The 25154-nt window shown below is 74.1% G+C and carries 21 protein-coding genes; 11 read left to right on the top strand and 10 right to left on the bottom strand.

Annotation, left to right across the window (positions count from 1 at the left end):
* Positions 1 to 15 precede the first annotated feature (15 nt).
* The 9 genes from HLA93_RS02525 to HLA93_RS02485 all read left to right on the top strand — a co-directional run bounded on the left by HLA93_RS02525 (position 16) and on the right by HLA93_RS02485 (position 9530).
* Positions 16 to 1191 carry a sensor histidine kinase gene (locus tag HLA93_RS02525; protein WP_222192681.1) on the top strand — a complete coding sequence of 392 codons (1176 nt, stop codon included), beginning with the start codon at positions 16 to 18 and terminating at the stop codon, positions 1189 to 1191.
* Positions 1188 to 1847: a response regulator gene (locus tag HLA93_RS02520; RefSeq protein ID WP_222192680.1), complete on the top strand. Its 660-nt coding sequence runs from the start codon at positions 1188 to 1190 to the stop codon at positions 1845 to 1847. Before HLA93_RS02525 ends, HLA93_RS02520 begins: the two co-directional genes overlap by 4 nt.
* Before the next feature lie 96 nt (positions 1848 to 1943).
* On the top strand, positions 1944 to 4874 hold the full coding sequence (locus HLA93_RS02515) for a Na+/H+ antiporter subunit A (protein ID WP_308127907.1): 2931 nt from the start codon (positions 1944 to 1946) through the stop codon (positions 4872 to 4874).
* Positions 4871 to 5398: a Na(+)/H(+) antiporter subunit C gene (locus HLA93_RS02510; protein WP_222192679.1), complete on the top strand. Its 528-nt coding sequence runs from the start codon at positions 4871 to 4873 to the stop codon at positions 5396 to 5398. The genes HLA93_RS02515 and HLA93_RS02510 overlap by 4 nt, the downstream gene beginning before the upstream one ends.
* Positions 5395 to 7143 (top strand): Na+/H+ antiporter subunit D, encoded by a 1749-nt coding sequence (locus HLA93_RS02505; protein ID WP_222192678.1) that lies wholly within the window; start codon positions 5395 to 5397, stop codon positions 7141 to 7143. Before HLA93_RS02510 ends, HLA93_RS02505 begins: the two co-directional genes overlap by 4 nt.
* Entirely contained in the window at positions 7140 to 7724 is a 585-nt protein-coding gene (locus HLA93_RS02500; protein ID WP_222192677.1) for a Na+/H+ antiporter subunit E, read from the top strand. The genes HLA93_RS02505 and HLA93_RS02500 overlap by 4 nt, the downstream gene beginning before the upstream one ends.
* A complete protein-coding gene (locus HLA93_RS02495) occupies positions 7721 to 8056 on the top strand; it encodes a monovalent cation/H+ antiporter complex subunit F (RefSeq protein WP_222192676.1) in 336 nt (111 codons plus the stop codon). The genes HLA93_RS02500 and HLA93_RS02495 overlap by 4 nt, the downstream gene beginning before the upstream one ends.
* Positions 8053 to 8526, top strand: a complete 474-nt coding sequence (gene mnhG / locus HLA93_RS02490; protein WP_222192675.1) for a monovalent cation/H(+) antiporter subunit G — start codon at positions 8053 to 8055, stop codon at positions 8524 to 8526. The genes HLA93_RS02495 and mnhG overlap by 4 nt, the downstream gene beginning before the upstream one ends.
* Before the next feature lie 95 nt (positions 8527 to 8621).
* A complete protein-coding gene (locus HLA93_RS02485; RefSeq protein WP_222192674.1) occupies positions 8622 to 9530 on the top strand; it encodes a serine hydrolase in 909 nt (302 codons plus the stop codon).
* A gap of 30 nt (positions 9531 to 9560) precedes the next feature.
* Here the strand turns inward: HLA93_RS02485 and leuA are convergent, their stop codons facing one another.
* The 3 genes from leuA to HLA93_RS02470 form a co-directional block, all read right to left on the bottom strand.
* Complete coding sequence (gene leuA, locus HLA93_RS02480; protein WP_222192673.1) at positions 9561 to 11294, bottom strand: 2-isopropylmalate synthase; 1734 nt, start codon at positions 11292 to 11294, stop codon at positions 9561 to 9563.
* 226 nt (positions 11295 to 11520) lie between these two features.
* Positions 11521 to 12225, bottom strand: coding sequence for a helix-turn-helix domain-containing protein (locus HLA93_RS02475; RefSeq protein WP_222192672.1), 705 nt, complete (start codon positions 12223 to 12225; stop codon positions 11521 to 11523).
* 535 nt (positions 12226 to 12760) lie between these two features.
* A complete protein-coding gene (locus HLA93_RS02470; RefSeq protein WP_308127906.1) occupies positions 12761 to 14350 on the bottom strand; it encodes a phospholipase D family protein in 1590 nt (529 codons plus the stop codon).
* An 83-nt stretch (positions 14351 to 14433) separates the two neighbouring features.
* On the opposite strand from HLA93_RS02470, the gene HLA93_RS02465 reads away from it, so the two are divergent.
* Complete coding sequence (locus tag HLA93_RS02465; protein ID WP_222192670.1) at positions 14434 to 15699, top strand: aspartate kinase; 1266 nt, start codon at positions 14434 to 14436, stop codon at positions 15697 to 15699.
* Positions 15696 to 16727 (top strand): aspartate-semialdehyde dehydrogenase, encoded by a 1032-nt coding sequence (locus tag HLA93_RS02460; RefSeq protein ID WP_222192669.1) that lies wholly within the window; start codon positions 15696 to 15698, stop codon positions 16725 to 16727. Before HLA93_RS02465 ends, HLA93_RS02460 begins: the two co-directional genes overlap by 4 nt.
* 17 nt (positions 16728 to 16744) lie before the next feature.
* Here HLA93_RS02460 and HLA93_RS02455 read toward each other — a convergent pair whose 3' ends face one another.
* From HLA93_RS02455 to HLA93_RS02425, 7 genes are all read right to left on the bottom strand, one after another.
* The gene (locus HLA93_RS02455; protein WP_222192668.1) at positions 16745 to 17575 is read right to left on the bottom strand and encodes an ABC transporter ATP-binding protein; all 831 of its coding nucleotides are present in this window, start codon (positions 17573 to 17575) and stop codon (positions 16745 to 16747) included.
* Positions 17576 to 17597: 22 nt separating this feature from the next.
* Positions 17598 to 18650 (bottom strand): FecCD family ABC transporter permease, encoded by a 1053-nt coding sequence (locus HLA93_RS02450; protein WP_222192667.1) that lies wholly within the window; start codon positions 18648 to 18650, stop codon positions 17598 to 17600.
* On the bottom strand, positions 18647 to 19690 hold the full coding sequence (locus HLA93_RS02445) for a FecCD family ABC transporter permease (protein WP_222192666.1): 1044 nt from the start codon (positions 19688 to 19690) through the stop codon (positions 18647 to 18649). Before HLA93_RS02445 ends, HLA93_RS02450 begins: the two co-directional genes overlap by 4 nt.
* Positions 19687 to 20712: an iron-siderophore ABC transporter substrate-binding protein gene (locus tag HLA93_RS02440; RefSeq protein WP_222192665.1), complete on the bottom strand. Its 1026-nt coding sequence runs from the start codon at positions 20710 to 20712 to the stop codon at positions 19687 to 19689. Before HLA93_RS02440 ends, HLA93_RS02445 begins: the two co-directional genes overlap by 4 nt.
* Positions 20713 to 20865: 153 nt before the next feature.
* A complete protein-coding gene (locus tag HLA93_RS02435; RefSeq protein WP_222192664.1) occupies positions 20866 to 22665 on the bottom strand; it encodes a S9 family peptidase in 1800 nt (599 codons plus the stop codon).
* Between the two features lie 4 nt (positions 22666 to 22669).
* Positions 22670 to 23761 carry a hemolysin family protein gene (locus HLA93_RS02430; protein ID WP_222192663.1) on the bottom strand — a complete coding sequence of 364 codons (1092 nt, stop codon included), beginning with the start codon at positions 23759 to 23761 and terminating at the stop codon, positions 22670 to 22672.
* The gene (locus HLA93_RS02425) at positions 23758 to 25125 is read right to left on the bottom strand and encodes a hemolysin family protein (RefSeq protein WP_222192662.1); all 1368 of its coding nucleotides are present in this window, start codon (positions 25123 to 25125) and stop codon (positions 23758 to 23760) included. The genes HLA93_RS02430 and HLA93_RS02425 overlap by 4 nt, the downstream gene beginning before the upstream one ends.
* Positions 25126 to 25154: the final 29 nt, after the last annotated feature.

The following is a 25154-nucleotide window of genomic DNA, read 5'->3' as shown; positions in this document are numbered from 1 at the left end:
CCCTAGCGTGCTCCCATGGCCCGCTGGACCGCCTCCCCGCTCGCCCGACGCCTGTTCTGGCCGGGTGTCGGGCTGCTGCTGGGGGTCATGTCCCTCGTCGAGTGGGCGATCGAGGGCATCACCCGCTACCAGGCCGGCATCACCGTGCCCGGAGTCCTCGTCGGGGTGCTGCTGGCGGTGAGCCAGCGCTGGCCGGCCGGGACGGCGGTGCTCGGTGCGCTCACGGTGCTCGGCAACCTGCTCGCCGGCGCACCCGGCCCCGGTGGGTCCCAGCTGATCGGCATGGGCCTGCTGGTCGGCCATGCCGTCGCGGTGCTCCCGGCCCGCCGCGGTGCGACGGTGGCGGCCGCGGCGGCGGCGCTGGCCACCGGGGTGGGTGCGACCTTCGCGCCTTCGCCGTGGGAGTCGGTGTTCTATCTGCTGGTGTTCGGCGCCTCCGGCGCCGTCGGCGCGCTGGTGGCCCAGTCGCGGCGGCGGGCGCACGAGCTGCTGGTGCTGGCCGCACGGCTGGCCGAGCAGCAGGAGACCGTCGCCGCGGCCGCCACCACCGCCGAGCGCGCCCGGATCGCCCGCGAGGTGCACGACTCGGTCGCCCACGCGGTGAGCGTGATGGTCCTCCAGATGGGCGGGCTCCGCCGGCTGCTCCCGGACCACCCCGAGGCGCAGGAGGTGCTGCGGGGCCTGGAGCGGCTGGGCCGGGACTCGGTGGAGGAGATGCGCCGCGTGGTCGGCATCCTGCGGGAGCAGCCCGACGGCGAGCCCGCGCCGCTGCCGTCGCTGTCCCGGCTGGACGCCGTCCTCGACGAGCTGCGCACCGGGGGCATGCCCCTGGAGCTGGTGGTGACCGGGGCGCCGGTGGAGCTGCCGCAGCTGGTCGACGTCTCCGCCGTCCGGGTGGTGCAGGAGGCGTTGTCCAACGTGGTCCGGCACGCCGGGGCGGCCGCGACCCGGGTCGAGCTGGCGTGGCGCCCTGACCGGGTGACGGTGACGGTCACCGACGACGGCCGGCCGCGGACGACCGGCCCGGTCGAGCAGGCCGCCCCGGGCGGGTTCGGGCAGCTGCACATGCGCGAGCGGGTCGCGGTCGCCGGCGGCAGTCTGGAGGTGGGCCCGGTGCGGGGGGGCGGTTACCGGGTGCGGGCCACCTTCCCGGTGGCCGGGCGACAGGCGGTCCAGGCGGTGGGGGCGTGACCATCCGGGTGGTGCTCGTCGACGACCAGGCGATGGTGCGCACCGGGCTGCGCATGGTCCTGGCCGCCGAGCCCGACGTCGAGGTCGTGGGCGAGGCAGCCGACGGCTTGGAGGGCGTCCGGGCGGTCACCGCGCTGCGGCCCGACGTCGTCCTGCTCGACGTCCGGATGCCCGGCGTCGACGGGCTGGAGGCCGCCCGCCGGATCATCGCCGCGGGGCTGCCCACCCGGGTGGTGGTGCTGACCACGTTCGACGAGGACGAGTACGTGACCGCTGCGCTGCGGGCCGGGGTGAGCGGGTTCCTGCTCAAGGTGGCCCCTCCGGAGGACCTGGTCGCCGCGGTGCGCACCGTCGCGGACGGCGGTGGCCTGCTGGACCCCGCGGTGACCCTGCGGGTCATCGAGTCGTTCGCGACCGCGCCGGCTCCCGACCCGGTGCGCGCCGCCGCGCTCGGGCAGCTCACCGAGCGGGAGACCGAGGTGCTCTCCCTGGTGGCCGCCGGGTTGTCCAACGCCGAGATCGCCGGCCGGCTGTACCTGGGGGAGGCGACGGTGAAGACACACGTCAGCCGGGTGCTGCTGAAGCTGGGCCTGCGCGACCGGGTGCAGGCGGTCGCGTTCGCCTACGAGAGCGGGCTGGTCAGGCCGGGAGGGTGACCTCGCCGCCGTCTGCGGTGATCTCCCCGAGTCGCCGCGGACGGCGATCACCGGGAGGATGGAACCCAACGCTTCGATCGCGCCGCACCGTGGTGCGTGCACCAGCACGCCCGGCCGACGACGACCGGAAGGGACCCGTTGGGCCTGCTGCTGCTCCTCCACCTCGTCGCCGCGGTCGCCGCGCCGCTGCTCGTCCGCTGGTGGGGTCGTCAGGCGTTCCTGGCCCTCGCGCTGGTCCCCGGAGCCGCCTTCGGCTGGGTGCTGACCCGGCTGGGCACGGTGACCGGCGGGGGCGAGGTCACCGAGACCGTCTCCTGGATCCCCGCGCTGGACCTGCAGGTCGCGCTGCGGCTGGACGCGCTCGCGCTGACCTTCGCCGCCCTGGTCACCGGGGTCGGCGCGCTCGTGCTGGTCTACTGCGCCCGCTACTTCGAGCCGGACGACGAGGGCATCGGTCGCTTCGCCGGGGTGATGACCGCCTTCGCCGGGTCGATGCTCGGGCTGGTGCTCGCCGACGACGTGCTGGTGCTCTACGTGTTCTGGGAGCTCACCACCGTCTTCTCGTTCCTGCTGATCGGCGGCTCGGGCGCCAAGCTGGCCGGACGGCGGGCCGCCAGCCAGGCGCTGCTGCTCACCACCGCCGGCGGCCTGGCGATGCTCGTCGGGCTGCTGATGATCTCCTCGGCCAGCGGCAGCCGGTTGCTGTCGGAGATCGTCACGGCCCCGGGGAGCGGGCCGGTGATGGTGGCCGGCACGATGCTCGTGCTGGCCGGTGCGGTGACCAAGTCGGCGATGGTGCCCTTCCACTTCTGGCTGCCGGCCGCCATGGAGGCGCCGACCCCGGTCAGCGCCTACCTGCACGCCGCGGCGATGGTGAAGGCGGGCATCTACCTGGTCGCCCGGCTGGCCCCGGGGCTCGCCGACGTCCCCGGCTGGCGGCCGGTGGTGCTGGGCCTGGGCGTGGCCACCATGCTGATCGGCGGCTGGCGCTCGCTGCGGCAGAACGACCTGAAGCTGCTGCTGGCCTTCAGCACGGTGAGCCAGCTGGGCTTCCTGATCACCATGGTCGGCGCCGGCAGCGAGGAGCTGGCCGCCGCCGGGCTGGCGATGACGGTCGCGCACGCGCTGAGCAAGTCGACGCTGTTCCTCTCCGTCGGCGTGGTCGACCACGCCACCGGGGTCCGTGACCTGCGGCTGCTGTCCGGGCTCGGACGGCGGATGCCGGTGCTCGCCGTCACGGCCTCCCTGGCCGCGGCCAGCCTGGTCGGGCTGCCACCGTTCCTGGGCTTCGTGGGCAAGGAGGCCGCCTTCACCGCCCTGTGGGACGGCGGGCTGCCCGACCGGCTCAGCGCGGTCGTCGTCCTGGTCGGGCTGGTGCTGGGCTCGGTGTTCACCGCGGCCTACTGCGCCCGCTTCCTGTGGGGTGCCTTCGCCCGCAAGCCGGGCCTGCCGGACAGTGCACCCGAGGAGCTGGAGCACCACCCCGGGCCGCTGTTCCTCACCGCCCCGGCCGTGCTCGCCCTCGCCGGGCTGGCGGCGGGGCCGGCCAGCCCGCTGCTGGACGAGCTGGTGGTCCGGTACGCCGAAACCCTGCCGCTGATCGCCCCGGAGGCCGAGCACCTGGCGCTCTGGCACGGTGTGCAGCCGGCGCTGGGGCTGTCCGCGGTCACCCTGCTCGGCGGCGCCGCGCTCTTCGCCCTGCGCTCGCAGTTCACCCGGCTGCAGCACCGGGTGGCCGTCGGGGCCTCCGCCGACGAGGGCTACTGGAACACCCTGCAGGCCCTCGACCGGGTCGCCGTCGGCGTCACCGGGACGACGCAGCGCGGGTCGCTGCCGACCTACCTGGGCACGATCCTGGTCGTCGTCCTGCTGCTCCCGGGCTCGGTGCTGCTGGCCCGGACGCCGTGGCCGGACGAGTGGCGGGCCTGGGACACCCCGCTGCAGGCGCTGGTCGGCGCGATCGTGCTGGCCGCGGCTGTGCTGACGATCCGGATCCGGCAGCGGCTGTCGGCGGTGCTCGCCGTCGGGGTCACCGGGTACGGGCTGGCACTGCTGTTCGTGCTGCACGGCGCCCCCGACCTGGCGCTCACCCAGTTCCTGGTCGAGACGCTGAGCCTGGTCGTCTTCGTGCTGGTGCTGCGCAAGCTGCCCAAGGACATCGGCGACCGGCACCGGCCCGCTGAGCGCACGGTGCGGGCGGTCATCGCCGTCTGCGTGGGGCTGGTGATGGCCGGGGTCGGGGCCGCGGCGCTGAGCGCCCGCACGGCCACCCCGGTCTCCGCCGACATCCCCGAGCTCGCGCTGGAGGAGGGCCACGGGGAGAACGTGGTCAACGTGATCCTGGTCGACATCCGCGCCTGGGACACCCTGGGCGAGCTGTCGGTGCTGGTCGTGGCGGCCACCGGGGTGGCCAGCCTGGTGTTCCTGCGCCGCCGTACCGGCGCGGTCGACCGGGCCGGTGAGGAACACACCTCCGGTCACGACGACACCAACGCGCGCCGGGCGCCGCGCCGCCGGTGGCTGTCAGCGTCCTCCACGCTCGCTCCGCAGCGGCGTTCGGTGGTGCTGGAGGTGACCACCCGGTTCCTCTTCCACACGATCGTGGTGTTCGCCCTCTTCCTGCTCTTCTCCGGCCACAACGACCCCGGCGGCGGGTTCGCCGGTGGGCTCGTCGCCGCGCTGGCCCTGGTGCTGCGCTACCTGGCGGGTGGCCGCTACGAGCTCGGCGAGGCAGCTCCGATCGACCCGGGCGTGCTGCTCGGCGCGGGGCTGCTGCTGGCCGGCGGCACCGGCGGGGTCGCGCTGCTGCTCGGCGGGCAGGTGCTGGAGTCGGCCTACCTGGAGGCCGACCTGCCGGTCCTCGGCCACGCGAGCCTGCCGACCGCGCTCTTCTTCGACATCGGCGTCTTCCTCATCGTGGTCGGGCTGGTCCTCGACATCCTGCGCAGCCTGGGCGCCGAGCAGGACCGCCAGGAGGACGAGGACGACCCGGCCGACGCCGCTCCCGACGAGGTGATCGTCCGATGACCCCCACCATCGTGCTGCCGGTCGTCATCGGCGGCCTCTACGCCGCCGGGGTCTACCTGCTCCTGGACCGCAGCCTCACCCGGGTGATCCTGGGGTTCCTGCTGCTGGGCAACGCCACGAACCTGCTGCTGCTGTCCGCCAGCGGCCCGTCCGCGCTCGCGCCGATCTTCGGGTACGCCGAGGCCGAGGAGATGAGCGACCCGCTCCCGCAGGCCCTGGTGCTGACCGCGATCGTGATCACCTTCGGGGTCACCGCGTTCCTGTTGGCGATGGTGCAGCGGTCCTGGCAGCTGGTCCGCCAGGAGGTCATCGAGGTCGACGAGGAGGACCGCCGGGTCGCCACCCGGGAGGGCATGGACGCCGACGACATGGACCCCGACGACCTCCCGACCGAGGACCGGCCTGCCGGGAAGGGGAACACCCTGCACTCCGACGTGGACGTCGAGGAGCGGCTCGCCCAGCGCTACGAGGGCATCCCCTCCGACGACATCGCGCTGCCACCGACCGGTGGGGGCCGGTCGTGATCGGGGTGCTGGCACCGCTGCCGGTCCTGCTGCCGCTGCTGGGCGCCGCGGCGGCGCTGCTGGTCGGGCGGCACGCGAAGCTGCAGCGCGCCCTCAGCATCCTGGTGCTCGCCGCGATCGTCGCCGTCTCCGTGGCGCTGCTGCTGATCGCGGACGCCAACGGGGCCGCGGCGGTGGCCGTCGGCGACTGGCCGGTCCCGGTGGCGATCATGCTGGTGGTCGACCGGCTCTCCGCGCTGATGCTGATCGTGGCCAGCACGGTGGGCCTGGGCGTCCTGGTGTTCGCGGTCGGGCAGGGGGCCGCCGACGGCGACGAGAACACCCCGCTGTCGATCTTCCACCCGACGTTCCTGGTGCTCATCGCCGGCGTGAGCTACGCGTTCCTGGCCGGTGACCTGTTCAACCTCTACGTCGGCTTCGAGGTGTTGCTGACCTCCAGCTACGTGCTGCTGACCATGGGCGGCTCGGCCCCACGGATCCGCGCGGGGATCACCTACGTGGTGGTCAGCCTGCTCAGCTCGCTGCTCTTCCTGGCCTCGATCGGGCTGGTCTACGCGGCGACCGGCACGGTGAACCTCGCCCAGCTGGCCGGCCGGCTGGGCGACCTGCCCGACGGCACCCAGCTGCTGCTGCACAGCCTGCTGCTGATCGCCTTCAGCATCAAGGCGGCGGTCTTCCCGCTGTCGGCCTGGCTGCCCGACAGCTACCCGACGGCGCCGGCGCCGGTCACCGCGGTCTTCGCGGGCCTGCTGACCAAGGTCGGCGTCTACGCGATCATCCGCACCCAGACGCTGCTGTTCCCCGACGGCGCGCTGGACGACGTGCTGATGTGGGCGGCGCTGGCGACCATGCTGATCGGCATCCTCGGCGCCGTCGCGCAGAGCGACATCCGCAGGCTGCTGTCGTTCACGCTGGTCAGCCACATCGGCTACATGGTGTTCGGGATCGCGCTGGGCTCGGCGGCCGGGCTGGCCGGCGCGATCTTCTACGTCGTCCACCACATCGCCATCCAGACCACCCTGTTCCTGGTGGCCGGGCTGATCGAGCGGCGCGGCGGGACGATGGCGGTCGACCGGCTCGGTGGGCTGGCCACCGCCTCGCCGCTGCTGGCGGTGCTCTTCTTCGTCCCGGCGATGAACCTGGCCGGGATCCCGCCGTTCTCCGGCTTCATCGGCAAGGTCGGCCTGCTCGGGGCCGGGGTGGCCGACGGCGGCTGGGGCGCCTACGTGCTGGTCGGCGGTGCGGTCGTGACCAGCCTGCTGACCCTGGTGGCGATGTCCCGGGTCTGGACCCGGGCCTTCTGGCGGCCGCCGGCGCAGGCTCCCGCCGCTGACTCCGCAGCGGCCGCTGCCCGGGACGCCGGCCCCGACGACGGGCCGGACGAAGCCCCGCCGGGCACCGACGAGCCGGACGACGCGGTCGACGAGCACGCCGGGGGCGCCACCTCCACCCTCGCGGCCCGGCGGACCGGTCGCCGTGGCGCCTGGGCGCGGCACGTGGCCGTGGCCACCGAGGCACCCGAGGGTGGTGAGGGCCGGCCGAGCGGCGGGGCCGAGGACAGGGCGCCGTCGCTGCAGCCGCTGCCGGGGGTGATGACCGCGGCCACCGCGGTGATGGTGGCGCTCACCGTCGGCCTCACGGTGATCGCCGGCCCGCTGTACGGCATGACGGACCGGGCCGCGGGCGACCTGCTCGACCGCACGCCCTACATCGAGGCCGTCTACGGCGAGGAGGCCGGGCGGTGAGCGGCGCGCTGCGGTTCCGGCACCAGCTGCCGGTGCTCACCTGGCTGGTGCTGATCTGGATCCTGCTGTGGGGCACCTGGTCCTGGGCCAACCTGCTGTCCGGGATCCTCGTCGCGGTCCTGGTGACCAACGTGCTGCCGCTGCCCGCCGTCGTCGGCGGCGTGCGGGTGCACCCGGTGGCACTGCTGGTCTTCACCTGGTACTTCCTCAAGGACCTGGTCGTCTCCAGCGCGCAGGTGGCGTGGCAGGCGATCCGGCCCAGCGGCATGCAGCAGGGGGCGATCATCGCCGTCCAGCTGCGCACCGACTCCGACCTGCTGCTGACCATCATCTCCGAGGCGCTGACCCTGGTCCCGGGGTCGATCGTGCTGGACCTGGACCGGCCCCGGCGCACCCTGGGCATCCACCTGCTGCACGTGGACGACGCCGACGACGTCGAGCACCAGCGCGCCGGGGTGCTGATGATGGAGGACCGGGTCGTGCGCGCGTTCGGGACGGCGGAGGACATCGCCCGGCTGGACCACGACGGCCCGGTGTCGGAGCTGTCCCCGGGCTCGGACGGGCCGGAGGTGCCGCGGTGACCGTCTTCTCGATCGTGGTCTACACGATGCTCGGGGTGGGCGCGGTGCTCGCGGTCGTCCGGCTGGCGCTGGGGCCGTCGCTGCTGGACCGGGTGGTCGCCACCGACACCCTGCTGGTGATCATCACCGCGGGGCTGGCCGTGTACGCGGCGCTGCAACGGGACCCCACGATCGTGCCGGTGCTGGTGGTCGTATCGCTGCTGGCCTTCGTGGGCTCGGTGGCGGTGGCGCGCTACGTCGGCGGCATGCTGATGCGCTCACCGACCGACGACGGCGAGGAGTCCGGGCTGGCCCCGCCCGGCGCCGCACCGACCGGGGAGGCGACCTCGTGAACGACTTCGACTCGGTGCCCGACTGGATCGCCGCGGCCTGCCTGCTCATCGGCGCCTTCCTCTGCCTGACCGCCGGGCTCGGCGTGCTGCGCTTCCCGGACGTGCTGTCCCGGATGCACGCCGGCACCAAGCCGCAGGTGATGGGCGTCCTGCTGATCATGGTCGGTGGCGCCATCCGGCTCACCGGCTGGTCGGCGACCTGGATGCTGTTGCTGGTCGCGGCGTTCCAGCTGATCACCGCCCCGGTGAACGCGCACATGGTCAGCCGGATCGCCTACCGCCGCCGGCACGTGCGCCGCGACCTGCTGGTGGTCGACGAGCTGGTCGACGCGCAGCGGGGGGCCGAGCTCCGCGCGGGGCAGGAGGGGATGAGCGGCGACCAGCCGGCCGACGCCCCCGAGCACACCCGGACGACCGACGCGGAGCGACGCCGGACACCGGAGGACCTGGACCAGGCACTGCCCGACTGACCCGGACGCCGGCCGGGCCGGGACCGTCCCCGGTCGACCGCGAGCCGGGGCGGCGGGGCTTGGCACCGGGGCGCCGGCGGGCCACCATCGGTGACATGGTCGGCAGCCGCGCGCGGATCGCGGGCGTCGCGGTGACCGGTGTGCTGGTGGCAGGTCTCCTGGTCAGCCCGGTGCTCTGTTCCGCCGGCTCTGCGCGCACCCCGGACGAGACGCTGCCGGTGACGTCGCTCCGTCAGCTGGAGCGGCCGTCGGCCAGGGTCCCTCTCGCCACCACGCCACGGCCCCCGGTCGACCGGGACGCGGTGCTGGCCGGGCTGCAGGCAGCCGCGCTGCCGGCCGGGGTGGCCCTGGACGCGGTGGTCCTGGACCGGGACGCTGCGGTGCTGGTGAGCACGCCCGCCGCCGACCGGCCGGTGCCCAGCGCGTCGCTGGTCAAGCTGCTGGTCGTCCAGCAGCTGCTGGCCCGCGCGGCGGTCGGCGTCCTCACCCTCGGGCCGGCCGACCTGGCCCGGATGGAGCGGGCGGTCACCGCCTCGGACGACACGGCGATGAGCCTGCTCTGGGACGCCCACGACGGCGCCGACCTGGTCCGGTCCGCGGCAGCGACCTTCGGCCTGACCGGCACCGCACCGCCGGCCGAGTCGGGGCAGTGGGGAGAGGCGTCGATGTCCGCCGCGGACACCGGCCGGTTCCTGGCCGCGCTGACCGCGGGTGCGCCCGGCGCGGAGGTGCTGCTCGGGTGGATGCGCAACGCCACCGCCACCGCGGCCGACGGGTTCGACCAACGGTTCGGGCTGCTGGCCGCGGGGCCCGGCGGCGGGGTGGCGGGCAAGCAGGGCTGGATGTGCTGCGTGGCCGGGCAGCGGCACCTGCACTCGGCCGGCGTGCTCGGCGACGGGCGGACCGTCGTCCTGCTGGGTGAGGCGCCCAGCTCGGTCTCGTGGACCCGGGCCCGGCGGGCCCTGGACGAGGCCGCCGCAGTGCTGGTGGCCGGCACGGCGTGACGCCGTGCCGGCCGTGCTCCGGCGGAGCGGTCAGCGCTCGGCGCGGTTGACCGCCGAGACGATCGCCCGCAGCGAGGCGGTGAGGATGTTCTCGTCGATGCCCACGCCCCACAGCACCCGCTCGCCCACGGCGCACTCCACGTAGGAGGCCGCCCGGGCGTCACCGCCGGCGCTGAGGGCGTGCTCGGCGTAGTCGAGCACCCGGACGTCGACGTCCAGCGTGCGCAGCGCGTCGACGAACGCCGCGATCGGCCCGTTGCCCCGGCCCTGCACGGTCACCGGCACGCCACGGTCCACCAGCTCGACGCTGATCTGGTCCGGTCCGTTGCCCGAGGCGGTGTGCTCGTGGCCGGAGAGGGCGAACCGGCCCCAGGGCGCGTCGGCGTCGGGCAGGTACTCGCTGCTGAACGCCGTCCACATCTGGGCGGCGGTGACCTCGCCGCCCTCGTCGTCGGTGTGCCGCTGGACCACCGCGCTGAACTCGATCTGCAACCGGCGCGGCAGGTCCAGGTGGTTCTCGGTCTTCATGATGTAGGCGACGCCGCCCTTGCCGGACTGGCTGTTCACCCGGATCACGGCCTCGTAGCTGCGGCCGACGTCCTTGGGGTCGATCGGCAGGTACGGCACGGCCCACGGGATCTCGTCGACCGTCTTCCCGGCGGCCTCGGCGTCGGCCTTCATGACCGCGAAGCCCTTGTTGATCGCGTCCTGGTGGGAGCCGGAGAAGGCGGTGTAGACCAGGTCGCCGCCGTAGGGGTGCCGCTCGTGCACGCCCAGCTGGTTGCAGTGCTCGACGGTGCGCCGGATGTCGTCGATGTCGGAGAAGTCGATCTGCGGGTCGATGCCCTGGCTGAACAGGTTCAGCCCCAGGGTGACCAGGTCGACGTTGCCGGTGCGCTCGCCGTTGCCGAACAGACAGCCCTCGATGCGGTCCGCGCCGGCCCGGTACCCCAGCTCCGCGGCGGCGACGGCGGTGCCCCGGTCGTTGTGCGGGTGCAGGGACAGCACGACGGCGTCGCGGCGGCCCAGGTTGCGGTGCATCCACTCGATCTGGTCGGCGTAGACGGTCGGCTCGGCCATCTCCACCGTCGCCGGCAGGTTGAGGATCGTCGGCCGGTCGACGGTGGGCTCCCACACGTCGGTGACGGCGTTGCAGACCTCGACGGCGAACTCCAGCTCGGTGCCGGTGAACGACTCGGGGGAGTACTCGAAGCGGATCTCGGTCTCCCCGGCCTGCTCGGCCAGCTTGCGCACCAGCTGTGCGCCGTGGACGGCGATGTCGGTGATCCCGGCGCGGTCGGAGTTGAACACGACCCGCCGCTGCAGGGTGGAGGTGGAGTTGTACAGGTGCACGATCGCCTGCTTCGCCCCGCGCAGGGACTCGAAGGTCCGCTCGATCAGCTCGTCGCGGGCCTGGGTCAGCACCTGGACGGTGACGTCGTCGGGGATCAGGTCGTCGGTGACCAGCTGACGGATGAAGTCGTAGTCGGTCTGGCTGGCCGCCGGGAAGCCGACCTCGATCTCCTTGTAGCCCATCCGGACCAGCAGCTCGAACATCCGCCGCTTGCGGTCGGGGGTCATCGGGTCGATCAGCGCCTGGTTGCCGTCGCGCAGGTCGACCGCGCACCAGCGCGGGGCGGCGGTCGTGACCTTCTCCGGCCAGGTGCGGTCGGGCAGCGCGACCGGGGTGAACGGCGCGTACTTGCCGATCGGCATCGGCGAGGGGCGCTGGGGGTTGCGGGCGTGCGGGTGGTTCTCGGACATGGGGGCTCCTCTGGCGGGCTGCGGGGCAGCACCGGGATGCGGTCAGCTGGCGCCCACCGGACGCGCGATCACCGCGGCGAGGGAGCCGACCTAGGAGAGGGCCTCGCCGCGGCTGATAAGCAGGAGGCTGCCGCGCACGCCGTCACGGTAACAGCGCGCGCCTGCGGCAGGCACCTCCGGCGGGGCCTCCGTCCGGTGGCGGTGCGTCGGCCGGGCCGGCCGGGGCTCATGCGGTGTCGCAGCGGCAGGGGCAGCGGTCGACGTGTGGTGGCCGCCCCGGGGTGTCGACGCGGACGTCGTCCAGCAGGTCGTCACAGTCGGGCGGGCAGGTGCAGACCAGCTCAGGCGCTGGTGGGCGCGGGCTCTCGGCCGCCAGCCGGCTCAGCCGTTGCCGGTGGCGTGCCCAGGCGGCTGCCCGCCGGGCCCGGGACCGTTCCTCCAGCGCATCGCCGGGGCGGGGGAGCAGGTGGTCCTCCGGCGTCCCCTGCGTCCGGCGCTTCCGGTCGCGGCGGGCGCGGTCCCGGTCGAACGTGTAGGTCGGCTGTCGGCGGGTGTAGCGCTCGGGACCGGCCCACCAGTCCTCGTCGCCGTGCCGGGTGTCCAGGTGCGCCGGGAAGCGCCGGCCGCCACCGTCCCGGGCTGCGCTGTCGGACATGTCGGCCACGTCCCGGCCGTCCGTGTCGAGCAGCGCCAGGCGCACGCCGCCCAGCTCGGCGGCCCGGCGGAGGAGCGTGACCGGCAGGTCGCGCCGGCCGGCCTCCGCCTGGGAGATGACGGAGGCGGAGACGCCGAGCGCGGCAGCGAGCTGGCGCTGGGAGAGGTCGGCCAGCCGGCGGACCCGGCGCAGCGCCCCCGCGACCGTGAGGGGCCCGGTTGTGTGGTCCAGGGCAGCATCCGGCTCCGGGTCGCCACGTCCGGTGCGGGTGTCCACGTCCGTCACCGTCGTGCACCGGACGTGCGGGCGGGAGGCCCGCCGCCAGGTTGTGGACGGCGAACCGGGTCGGTGGACCGCTCGGTCACCAGGTCGGGTGGCAGCCGGGGACCGTCACCCCCGAGCGTCGTGAGCCCGGGTGTGGCGGCCCCGGGTGTGGTGGCCCCGGGTGCGGTGGCCCCCGGGCGTCTTCTGCCTGGACGCCTGCCCGAGCGCAGACGCCGTCCGCTCGAGGGCGTGCCGCTCGTCCCAGGGGGGCCGGTGTCCGTTCTCCACACGCTCGTGCTCTGCGTCGTCCTCGCACGCAGAGCACGAGCGTCCGGATCGGACCTGTCGCCACCGGTTCCCCGGTCGACGGGGGCGTCCTAGAGCGTTCCGCATGGGCCTTGCGGGACGGGACCGCCCACAGCGGCATCGAGCCGACGGGCCATGAGGCGGGGCCGGGCGGGGACGGGTCTACCGGTCGGAGGTGGGCGAGCAGGGACCTGCGGGTCCGAGCCGAGGTGGTCGCGGGCGCGGGTGCCGGGTGGGGAGGTCAGAAGAGACCGCGGCGGCGCATCCACCTCGGCCGGTCGTCCGGGTCGTGCAGCACCCGGTACACCGGCACCGCCCACAGCCGCCCCCGCCGGGACAGCCCGGCCTGGACGTGCGGCCGCAGCCGGCCGGGCGGGCGAGGACCGCGACGCCCACCGGCGTGCCACGCCTCCAGCGCGGCGGCGGTCGCCTCCAGCGCGGCGACGAACGAGCCGGGGTCGAGGAGGTCGTCGTCCTGGCTGCCGTCCGGCGCACGGTCCAGGTGCTCCCGGGCCAGTGCCAGCCGCAGCTCGCGGGCGATCACCCGCGCGCCGTCCCCGCGGCCGGCCGGGTCCCGCGGCTCCCGGGGGTCCGGGGTCGGGTCCAGCACCGCGCCGCAGAGCTCGCTGTCGTGCGTCCACGAGCGGCGGTCGACGTTGTCGCTGCCCACGGCGGCCCACACGTCGTCGACCACCTCCACCTTCGCGTGCACGTAGACCGGCAGCCCGTCGGGCGACTCGACGTCGAACACGTGCACCCGCCCGCCACCGGCCTCGCGCAGCAGGTCCAGCGCGGCGCACCGGCCCACGCGCTCGGCGCGGGAGACCACCCCGTCCTGCTGGGAGCGCCGGGGGAGCACCACCACCAGGTGCAGGTCCGGCTCGCGACGCAGGGCGGCGGCGAACGGCGCGGCCGCGTCGGCCGACCAGAGGTACTGGTCCTCCCGGTACACCAGCCGGCTCGCGCGGGCGAGTGCCTTGACGTGTCCGCGGGCGACCGACCGCTCACCGCGCGGCGCGAACGGGTACCGGCTGCGCGTCTGCGGGTAGGTGCGCAGCAGCTGGACCTGGTGCGGGCCGGCGGCCGGCGGCGCGGGCAACGGGTCGGGCAGCGGCTCGGGGTGCAGCCGGGCACCCCGCAGCACACCGCGCAGCCAGGCGATCGGGTTGTAGGCCACCGGGCTGGTCGGGTCCGACCAGCGCTCCCGGAAGACGGCGTCCACGTCGGCCACCACCGGCCCCCGCACCTGCAGCTGGACGTCGTGCCAGGCCGGCCGCGGTCCGAACGCCGGGGACATCCCCACCGGCTGGGGGTCGCCGCGGTGGCCAGCGTCGTCCCGGCGGCTGTGGCACAGGTCGATGCCGCCCAGGTAGGCGACGTCCCGGGTGGGGTCGTCCTGGTGCCGGAGGACGACGAACTTCTGGTGGTGGCTGCCGAAGGCCCGCACCCGCTGGTCGAGCACCACCCGGCCGCCGCCGGCCTCCACCTCACGGTCCAGCGACCGGTTCTGCGCCTTGCTGAACGACAGGCCGTCCCAGTGCGAGCGCCAGACCAGCCCGCGCACGTGCACGCCCCGGGCGGCCGCGTCGCTGAACAGCTCGGCCACCGTCGGGCCCTCGGGGCGCAACCGCTCGTCGGGGTCGCCCCGCCAGTCGGCGAAGAAGAGGTGGTCGCCGGGGGTCAGTGCGCGGACCTCCTCGACCAGCCGGTCGAAGTAGCCGGCGCCGTGCACGAGGGGCTCGGCGAGGTTGTCCGGACGCCAGGCCGGCAGCCGGGTGGCGGCGTTCGCCCGTTCCCGCTCGGACAGCAACCAGAGGTCGGTACGGGGCACCTGGGCATCCCACCTGCTGGACATCCCGGCGGCAAGCGGTGCGCGCGCGCCGGGCCCCAGGTCACCGCCGGTAACCTGGTCCCGTGGCCCTGGTGGTACAGAAGTACGGCGGTTCCTCCGTTGCGAACGCCGAGCGCGTCAAGCGCGTGGCCGAGCGCATCGTCGAGGCGAAGAAGAACGGCGACGACGTGGTCGTCGTCGTCTCCGCGATGGGCGACACGACCGATGAGCTGCTCGACCAGGCCAGCCAGATCACCGCCGACCCGCCCGGCCGCGAGCTGGACATGCTGCTGACCGCCGGCGAGCGCATCTCCATGGCGCTGCTGGCCATCGCCATCTCCACGCACGGCTACGAGGCACGCTCGTTCACCGGCTCGCAGGCCGGGGTGATCACCACCTCCAGCCACGGCAAGGCGCGGATCATCGACGTCACGCCCGGCCGGCTGCGCGACGCCCTGGACGACGGGTCGATCGTGATCGTGGCCGGGTTCCAGGGCGTCAGCCAGGACACCAAGGACGTCACCACGCTCGGCCGTGGCGGCTCCGACACCACCGCCGTCGCGGTCGCCGCCGCCCTGCGCGCCGACGTCTGCGAGATCTACACCGACGTGGACGGCGTGTTCACCGCCGACCCGCGGATCGTGCCCAACGCCAAGCGGCTGGAGACCATCACCTACGAGGAGATGCTCGAGCTGGCCGCCTCCGGGGCCAAGGTGCTCATGCTCCGCTGCGTCGAGTACGCCCGGCGGTACGGCATCCCGGTGCACGTGCGCAGCTCCTACTCACAGCTCCCCGGCACGACCGTGACCGGTTCGATGGAGGACCTCACCGTGGAACAGGCGATCATCACCGGCGTCGCGCACGACCGGAGCGAAGGCAAGATCACCGTCTCCGGTGTCCCGGACCGGCCGGGCGAGGCGGCCCAGATCTTCCGCGTGCTGGCCGACGCCGAGATCAACATCGACATGATCGTGCAGAACGTCTCGACCGAGGCGAAGCTGACCGACATCTCCTTCACGCTGCCCAAGAGCGACGGCCCCACCGCGATCGCCGCGCTGGAGCGGGTCAAGCACACCGTGGGCTACACCGGCGTCAGCTTCGACCAGCACATCGGCAAGGTGTCCCTGGTGGGCGCCGGGATGCGCTCGCACCCGGGCGTCTCGGCGAAGTTCTTCGGCGCGCTCGCCGACGCCGGGGTCAACCTCGAGCTGATCAGCACCTCGGAGATCCGCATCTCCGTCGTCTGCCGCGACACCGACGTCGACCTCGCCGTCCGCGCGGTGCACGACGCGTTCGACCTCGGCTCCGACCAGGCCGAGGCAGTCGTCTACGGAGGGACCGGACGATGAGCCGCCCGCTGCACCTGGGGATCGTCGGCGCGACCGGTCAGGTCGGCGTGGCCATGCGTTCGATCCTGGCCGAGCGCGACTTCCCGCTGGCCTCCATCCGGTTCTTCGCCTCCGCCCGGTCGGCGGGCCGCACCCTGCCCTGGGGAGACGGGGAGGTCGTCGTCGAGGACGCCGCCACCGCCGACCCGACCGGGCTGGACGTCGCGCTGTTCTCCGCCGGTGCCACCACCTCGCGGGCCCAGGCACCGCGGTTCGCCGCCGCCGGGGTCACCGTCATCGACAACAGCTCCGCGTTCCGCCGCGACCCGGCGATCCCGCTGGTCTGCAGTGAGGTCAACCCCGGGGACATCGCGCTGGCCGCCGAGGGCCGGATCATCGCCAACCCCAACTGCACCACGATGGCCGCGATGCCGGTGCTCAAGCCGCTGCACGACGAGGCCGGGCTGGTCCGGATCGTGGCCAGCACCTACCAGGCCGTCTCCGGCAGCGGGGTCGCCGGCGTCGAGGAGCTGCACGGCCAGGTCAAGGCGGTCGTGGACAAGGCCGACGCGCTGGCCTACGACGGCAGCGCGGTCACCTTCCCCGCGCCGGTGAAGTACGTGGCGCCCATCGCGTTCAACGTGCTGCCGATGGCCGGCACGGTCGTCGACGACGGCAGCTTCGAGACCGACGAGGAGCAGAAGCTCCGCAACGAGAGCCGCAAGATCCTCGGCATCCCCGACCTGCGGGTTTCCGGCACCTGCGTGCGCGTGCCGGTCTTCACCGGCCACTCGCTGTCGCTGAACGTCGAGTTCGCCCAGCCGCTCTCGGTGGCCCGGGCGACCGAGCTGCTGTCGAGCGCGCCGGGGGTGCAGCTCTCCGACGTCCCGAACCCGCTGCAGGCCGCCGGCACCGACCCCAGCTACGTCGGCCGGATCCGGCAGGACGGCGACCACGGCCTGGCCCTGTTCGTCAGCAACGACAACCTGCGCAAGGGCGCGGCCCTCAACACCGTGCAGATCGCCGAGCTCATCGCCGCCGCGGTCTGACCCCGCCGGTCGCCGGTTCAGCCGGCGGCGTCCACGGTCTGGACGGCGGCGTCGGTGTGGTGCCGGCCCAGCGGCAGCATCAGCGGCTTGCCCGACGTCGGGTCGACGACGACCCGGCTGTCCAGGCCGAACACGGCGCGCACGCACTCCTCGGTCAGCACCTGGTCCGGGGTCCCGGTGGCGTGCACCCGGCCGCCGGCCATCGCCACCAGGTGGTCGGCGTAGCGGGCGGCCATGTTCAGGTCGTGCAGCACCATCACGATGGTCGTGCCGCGCGCGCGGTTCAGGTCGGTGAGCAGGTCGAGCACCTCGATCTGGTGGCTCACGTCCAGGAACGTGGTCGGCTCGTCCAGCAGCAGCAGGTCGGTCTGCTGGGCCAGCGCCATCGCGATCCACACCCGCTGGCGCTGCCCCCCGGAGAGCTCGTCGACCGCCCGGTCGGCCAGCTCGGTGGTCTGCGTCGCCTCCAGGGCAGCGGCCACCGCGGCGTCGTCCTCGGGCTTCCAGCGGGAGAAGACGCCCTGGTGCGGGTTGCGACCGCGGCCGATCAGGTCGGCGGCGGTGATGCCCTCCGGCGCGATCGGGGACTGCGGCAGCAGGCCCAGTGTGCGCGCCAGCTCCTTGGCCGGCAGCCGGTGCACGGCCTTGCCGTCGAGCAGCACCCGGCCGGCGCGCGGGGCCAGCAGCCGGGTCATCGAGCGCAGCAGCGTCGACTTGCCGCAGGCGTTGGCCCCGACGATCGCGGTGATCCGCCCCGGCGGCACGGCCAGGTCCAGGCCCTCGACGACGGTCCGCTCGCCGTAGCCGAGGGTGAGGTCCTCGGCCCGCAGTGCGTGCTCGGTGGTCACGGTTCTCTCCGTCCGCTCGCGCTCACAGCGAGCCTCCCGCGCGGTTGGTGCGCACGATCAGATAGATCAGGTACGGGGCGCCCAGCACGCCGGTGACGACGCCGACCGGGAAGCGGGTGCCGAACGCGAACTGGCCGCACAGGTCGGCCACGAGCACGAGCAGGGCCCCGACCAGTGCGGCGGGCACCAGCAGCGAGCCGTTCGGCCCCACGAGGCGTGCCGCGATCGGACCCGCCAGGAAGGACACGAAGGCGATCGGACCACACGCGGCGGTGGCGAAGGCGAGCAAGCCGACCGCGGCGATGATCGCGATGATCCGCGTGCGCTCGACCCGGACCCCCAGCGCGGAGGCCGTGTCGTCACCCAGCTGCAACGCGGACAGCGCCCGGGTCTGCCTCAGCAGGACCGGTCCGAGGACCAGCAGCGCGAGCAGCGCCGGCACGGTGGCCTCCCAGGTGCTGCCGTTCAGGCTGCCGGTCAGCCAGCGCAGCGCCTCCGCGAAGTCCCACGCCCCCGCCTTCGACAGCACGTAGGAGGTGACGCTCTTGCCCATCGCGGCGACGCCGATGCCGATCAGGACCAGCCGGGTGCCGGCGACGCCGTCCTTGAACGCCAGGCTGTAGATCAGCAGTGCCACCCCGAGCGCCGACACGATCGCGGTGACCGACACCGCCGTGCCCGACCAGCCCAGGACCACGATCGCGAAGGCCGCCGCGGCACTGGCGCCCGAGGTGATGCCGATGACGTCGGGGCTGGCCAGCGGGTTGCGCAGCATGGTCTGGAAGGTGACGCCGGCCAGGCCGAAGCTGAGCCCGGCCGTCACCGCGAGGACGGCGCGCGGCAGCCGCAGCGTGCCGACCGTGAACGACGCCCCGGGGACGTCGGAGCCGAGGACGACGCGGAGCACGTCCCCCGGCGGGTAGAAGGTCCGCCCCACCATCAGCGTCACCGCGAAGGCGACCAGGACGGCGAGCGCGAGCAGGGTGGTCACCAGCCGCCGGCGCGCGGCGCGGCGGACCCGCCCGCGGGCGACGGTGTCGACCGTCGAGGGCGTTGGGGTGAGGACGGCGGTCACAGCTCGCGCACCTTCTGCCGGCGGACGATCGCGATGAAGAACGGGGCCCCGATGATCGCGGTGAGGATGCCGACGTCCAGTTCGGTCGGGCGGGCCACGATCCGGCCGAGCACGTCGGCGCCGGTGAGCAGGCACGCGCCGGCGAGCGCGGAGAAGGGGAGCAGCCAGCGGTGGTCCACGCCCACCAGCAGGCGGCAGAGGTGCGGGACGACGAGCCCGACGAACCCGATCGGCCCGGCGACCGCGGTGGCCGCGCCGCACAGCAGGACCGACCCGGACGCGGCCACCCCCCTGGCGAGGGCGACCCGCTCGCCGAGGCCGGCGGCGAGCTCGTCGCCGAGCGCGAGGGAGTTGAGGCTGCGCGCGGACAGCAGGCTGATCAGCAACCCCGCGACGAGGAACGGCGCCACGGTGCCGATGCCGGCGAAGGTGGCTCCGCCGACGCCACCGATCTCCCAGGACACGATGCTCTCGGCGATGTCGCCGCGCGGCAGGGCCACCGCGGTGATGAACGAGGTCAGCGCAGCCGAGGTCGCGGCCCCGGCGAGGGCGAGCTTCAACGGGGTCGCCCCACCCCGGCCCAGCGAGCCGACGGCGTAGACGAAGACCGCCGCGACGGCAGCGCCGACGATCGCCGTCCAGACGATGCTGGTCGCCGAGAACAGGCCGAACCAGGCGATCCCGGCGACCACCGCCAGCGAGGCGCCCATGTTGATGCCGAGCACCCCCGGGTCGGCCAGCGGGTTGCGGGTCACACCCTGCATGACCGCGCCGGAGAGGCCCAGCGCAGCGCCGACGACGACCGCCAGGAGGGTGCGCGGGATCCGCTTGGTCACCGCCGCCTGCCCGATGTTGTCCGTCGACCCGCCCAGTGCGGCGAGGATGTCGGACCAGCCGACCCCGCGGGAGCCGATCGCGACCGAGGCGGCCATCAGCAGGACCAGGACGGCGGTGACCGCGAGCAGCCAGAGCAGACGGACCGGCACCGGACGCCGCACGGTGGCGGCGTCCGGTGCCGGACGGGTGTCGATCGAGGTCACGGCGCCTTGGCGGCGGCCTCGGCGAGCATCGAGACGTAGTCCTCGAGCACGTAGTTGATCGCCAGCGGGGTCGGGTTCGCGGCGGTGCCCAACGGGGTGTCCGGCAGCAGCACGATCGAGCCGTTGGCCACCGCGGGGATCTTCGACAGCAGCGGGTCGGCGTTCAGGGCGTCGACGAGGGCCTGGTCGCCGTAGGTGACGATGATGTCGACGTCGTCGAACTGGTCGACCTGCTCGGCGCTGATCGTGCCGGAGAACTGGGTCTCGTCGGTCGAGGCGGCCTGGACGCTGGCCGGCGTCGTGAGCCCGAGGTCACCGAAGAAGGCGCTGCGGGTGTCGTACGGGGTGTAGAAGCTGACCTCGCTGAGGTCGGTGGTGTCGACGTGGGTGAGGAACATCGTCGACTTGCCCTCGAGCTCGGGGTGCTCGCCGACGGTGTCGGCGATGTCCTGCTCGAGGTCGGCGATGAGCTGGTCACCCTCCTCGGCCATGCCCATGCCGGCCGAGTTGACCTCGATCATCTCGCGCCACGGGGTGGCCCAGGGGCCCTCGGGGTAGGCCACGACCGGCGCGATCTCGCTGAGGGTGTCGTAGTCCTCCTGGGTCAGGCCCGAGTAGCCGGCGAGGATGACGTCGGGGTCGGTGTCGGCGACCGCCTCGAAGTCGATGCCGTCGGTCTCGTCGAACAGCACCGGCGTCTCGGCGTCCAGCTCCTCGAGCCGTTCCTCGACCCAGGGCAGCAGGCCGTCGCCGTCGTCGTCGCCGAAGTTGGCCGCGGCCATGCCGACCGGGACGACGCCCAGTGCCAGCGGCACCTCGTGGTTGGCCCACTGCACCGTGGCCACGCGCTCGGGCTGGGCCTCCAGCGTCGTCGTGCCGAACGCGTGCTCGATCGTCACGGGGGTGAAGTCCCCGGAGTCCGCCGCGGCGGCGGAGTCCGACGAGTCCGACCCGCAGGCGGCGAGCCCCCCGGTGAGCAGGGCTGCGGTGGTGATCGCGACGAGTCGCGGTGCGCGGCGCATGGTGTCCTTCCAGTTCGAGGGGCCGCGCCGTGATCGGGCGCGACCGGGTGGGCGACGCCCAGGTGAGGCTTGCCTCACCGAACTTAGGGTGCCCTACCCCCGGCTGTCGATCACGACTGGGTCACGGTCTGGCGGGTCGCCCCGTGACCCATCTCACGGCGTGACGTGCCGCAGCGCGAACGACAGCGCGACCTCGACCTGGCGGATCGTCTCCTCGATGACCAGCGACCCGTGCCCGGCGTCGAAGCGGTAGACCTCGTGCTCCTTACCGCGCTCGGTCAGCGCGGCCAGGTAGTTGTCGATCTGCCGGATCGGGCAGCGCGGGTCGTTGGCGCCGGCGACCACCAGCACCGGGGCGGCCACCGCGTCGACGTAGGTGAGCGGCGAGGAGCGCACGTAGACGTCGTGCACCTCCTCCGGGGAGCCGCCGAACAGTGCCCGGTCGTAGGCCCGCAGGCCCTCCATCTCGTCCTCGTAGGCGGCCAGGTAGTCGGCCACCGGGACCTCGGCGATCCCCGCCGTCCAGCGCTCGGGCTGGGTGCCCAGGCCCAGCAGGGTCAGGAAGCCGCCCCACGACCCGCCGGTGAGGATCGTGCGGGCCGGGTCGACCACGCCCTCGGCGACCAGGGCGTCGAGGACCGCGCCGATGTCCTCGAGCTCGGTGAGCCCCGGTCGGCCGGTCAGCGCGTCGCGCCACTCGCTGCCGTAGCCGGTGGAGCCGCGGTAGTTCACGTGCACCACGGCGTAGCCGGCGTCGACGTAGGCCGCCCGGCGGGCGCGGTAGGAGTCGTCGTCCTGGGACTCCGGGCCGCCGTGCACCAGGAAGGCGGTGGCGAACGGGCCTTCGCCGGCCGGCCGGACCAGCAGCGCGTGCACGTCCCCGCCCGGGCCGGGCACCCAGCGGTCCTCGACCGGGTAGGCCGCCGGCGGCGCCTCACCCGGCGCGGCGAGCACGACCGGGCCGTCGGCCCGGCGGATCACCGGCGGCAGCTCGGAGGACGACCAGGCCAGCTCGACCGAGCCGTCGGGGCGGGCGGTGGCCCCGCGGACGACGCCGCGCGGGGTGTCCAGCTGCTCCAGGGTGCCGGTGGACAGGTCGTAGCGGTACAGCTCGCTGCGGGCGGCGTGGTCGTGGCCGACCAGCAGCGCGGAGCCGTCGGGGTACCAGCCGGCCGTGACGTCGCCGGGCAGGTCCAGCCGCAGCTCGGCCTCCTCGCCGGTGGCGACGTCCCAGATCAGCAGCTCCTCGCGGCCGCGGCGCTCGTGCCCGACCAGCAGCCGCTGGTCGCCGCTGACGGGGGAGAAGCTCAGCGCGTGCAGGCCACGCCCCTCGCCGTCCCACTTGTCCGCGACCAGCGACAGGTCGGCGGTGCGCAGCACGCGCAGCGCCGGGTAGCGAGGGTCGCCGTGCTCGGAGTGCGAGTAGACGAGCAGGGTGTCGTCCTGGGACAGCGCCTCGACGCCGGCGGTGTCGGGGGAGGAGTAGAAGACCGACGGGGTGCCGCCGACGGGGGCGATCCACAGCTCGCTGCCGTCGTCGGTCGAGCGGCCCACGGCGACCACGGAGTGGCCGATCTCCAGCCCGGCCGGGTAGGCGGGCCCGACCTCGGGGAGCGCGACGCTGTCCGGGCCGCCGGCGAAGGGCTGGGTCATCCAGACGCCGAACTCGTCGCCGTCGGTGTCGGCGAACCACCAGATCGTCTTGCCGTCGGGGCTCAGCGTGGCCGCCAGGGTGCCGTTGGCGCGGTCGGTGACCTGCCGGTGGACGTCGGTCTCCCGGTCCCACGCGTACTGCTCGACGACGCCGCTGACGTCGGAGGCGTAGAGGCTGTGCTGCGGCGCGTCGTCGGCCCAGTCCGGCAGGCTCACCCGCGGCGCCCGGAACCGGGCCTGCCAGCGCGCGGTCACCTCCTCCGGGAGGGCGGGGGCGGAGGACGTCGGCTCAGCGGTCACCGGGTCATCTTCCCCCTGCGCCGGCCCCGGCCTCCGCGGCGGGCGGTCGCCCCGCGGCCGGCCGCTCGACCCCGGCGTCCCGGACGTCGCCGATCAGCCGCTCCAGCACGTCCTCCAGCGCCACCAGGCCGAGCACCCGGTCGCCGTCGCGCACCAGACCCAGGTGCGCACCGCTGCGGCGCATCTCGCGCAGCACCTCCGGCAGCGGCTCAGCCGGGCTCAGCTCGACGAAGTCGATCACCGCCTGGTCGGGCACCGGCTGGTCCCGCGACGTGGGCCCGGTGCCCAGCACGTCCTTGACGTGCACGTAGCCGACCAGCGAGCCGTCCTCGGCGGACATGGGGTAGCGGCTGTAGCCGTGCTCGGCGACGACGCCCTCCATGTCCCGGGGGGTGGACGACCGCGGCACGGTGATCAGCGAGTCGGGCGACAGCAGCACCGAGCTGACGTCGTGCTGCTCGAAGGTGAGCGCGCCGGCGGCCAGGTCGCTGACCTCGGCACCGAGCAGCCCCTCGCGCCGCGACTGGGTGATCATCGACTGGATCTCGTCCTGGTCGAAGCTGGCGGACACCTCGTCGGTGGGGGTGACGCCGAACAGCCGCACGAACGCGTTGGCCACGGTGTTGAAGAACCAGATGAAGGGCTTGAGCACCCGCACCAGCACGGCCAGCGGCGGGCCGAGGGCGATCGCCGCCCGGTCCGGCCCGGCGATGGTGATGTTCTTCGGCACCATCTCGCCCAGCACCATGTGCAGCACGGTGACCAGCGACAGCGCGATCACCAGGGCGATCGGGTGCAGCAGCGCCTCCGGGGCGCCGACGGCCTCCAGCGGCACCTCGATCAGGTGCGCGACCGCGGGCTCACCGATCGCGCCGAGCCCCAGCGAGCACAGCGTGATGCCCAGCTGGGCGCCGGCCATCATCTGGCTGACGTTGCGCATCGCGGCCAGCGTCTTCTGGGCGCGCACCGAGCCGGCCTCCGCGCGTGGCTCGATCTGGTCGGCGCGGGCCGAGACCAGGGCGAACTCGGCAGCGACGAAGAACGCGTTGCCCAGCAGGAGGGCGACCAGGACCAGCAGGCTCAACCCGTCGCTCACGCCTGGGCCACCTCTCGCTCGGGGCGGACGGCGGTGGCGCCGGCCGGTCGGCCGACGTCCTCGACCTGGGCGTCGTCCGGGGTGGGGGTGGCACGCAGGCGGGCGACGCGCCGTCCCTCGATCTCGTCGACGGTGAGCCGCCAGCCCTCGACGTCCACCGACTCGCCCTCCTCCGGGAGGTGGGCCAACTGCTCCACCACGAACCCGGCGACGGTCTCGTAACGGCCCTCGGGCACCGTGATGCCGGTGCGCTCGCGCAGCTCGTCGGGGCGCAGCAGGCCCGACAGCAGCCAGTCGTCGGCGTCCCGGCGCAGCTGGCGCAGCGGCCGGTCGGTCTCGTCGGCGATCTCCCCGACGAGCTCCTCGACGATGTCCTCCAGCGTCACGATGCCGTGCGTGGCGCCCCACTCGTCGACGACCAGTGCCAGCTGGAGCCCCTGCTCGCGCAGCAGGTCCAGCAGCGGGTCGAGGTGCAGCGAGGACGGGACGGCGAGCACCGGCTCGGCCAGCTCGCCGGCGGTGCGCTCGAGCCGTTCCTCGTCGGGCACGGAGACCGCGTGCTTGACGTGCACGACGCCGGTCACCTCGTCCAGGTCGGCGCCGTAGACCGGGAAGCGGGAGTTGCCCGATCGGATGGCGGCGTCGATGACGTCGGCCGCGGTCGCCGCAGAGCTGAGCGTCCACAGCCGCGTCCGCGGGGTCATCACGTCGGTGGCGAACTTCTCGCGGAGCCCCAGGGACCGGGCCAGCAGCCGGGCGGCGACGGGGGAGAGGTCGCCCTCCTCGGCCGAACGCCGGGCGACCGCGGCCAGGCCCTCGGCGTCACGGGTGTCGTCGAGCTCCTCGCGGGGCTCGAAGCCCAGCCGGCGCACGATCGCGTTGGCCAGCCGCTGCAGGGTGCGGACCACCGGGCCGCTCACCGTGGTGAACAGCCGCATCCCGGGGGCGACGAGCGAGGCGGTCGGCAGCGGCCGGGCGATCGCCAAGTTCTTCGGGCCCAGCTCGCCGATGATCATCTGCAGGAACGTCGCCAGGAAGATGGCCAGCGCGATGGCGACCGGGCTCGTCGCGCTCTCCGGGAGGCCGATCGCCTCCAGCACCGGCTCCAGCAGGCCACCCAGCGCCGGCTCGGCGAGGAAGCCGACCACCAGCGTGGTCAGCGTGATCCCCAGCTGGGCCGCGGACAACTGGGTGGACAGGCCCCGCAGTGCCGTGACGACGCCGGCCGCGCCGGTGTCCCCGGCCGCTGCCGCCTCCTGCGCCTTGCCGCGGTCGACGGTGGTGAGGGAGAACTCGGCCGCGACGAAGAACCCGGTGAGCGCGGTCAACAGCACGGCCGCCAGCAGGAGCAGCCATTCGGTCACCTGGAGCCGGTGCCCGGGAGAGGGTGGGC

This window comes from Modestobacter italicus, from assembly GCF_019799965.1.
Lineage (GTDB): Bacteria > Actinomycetota > Actinomycetes > Mycobacteriales > Geodermatophilaceae > Modestobacter > Modestobacter italicus_A.
The sequence above is the reverse complement of the archived record's forward strand: the minus strand, read 5'-3'. Positions and strand labels throughout refer to the sequence as shown.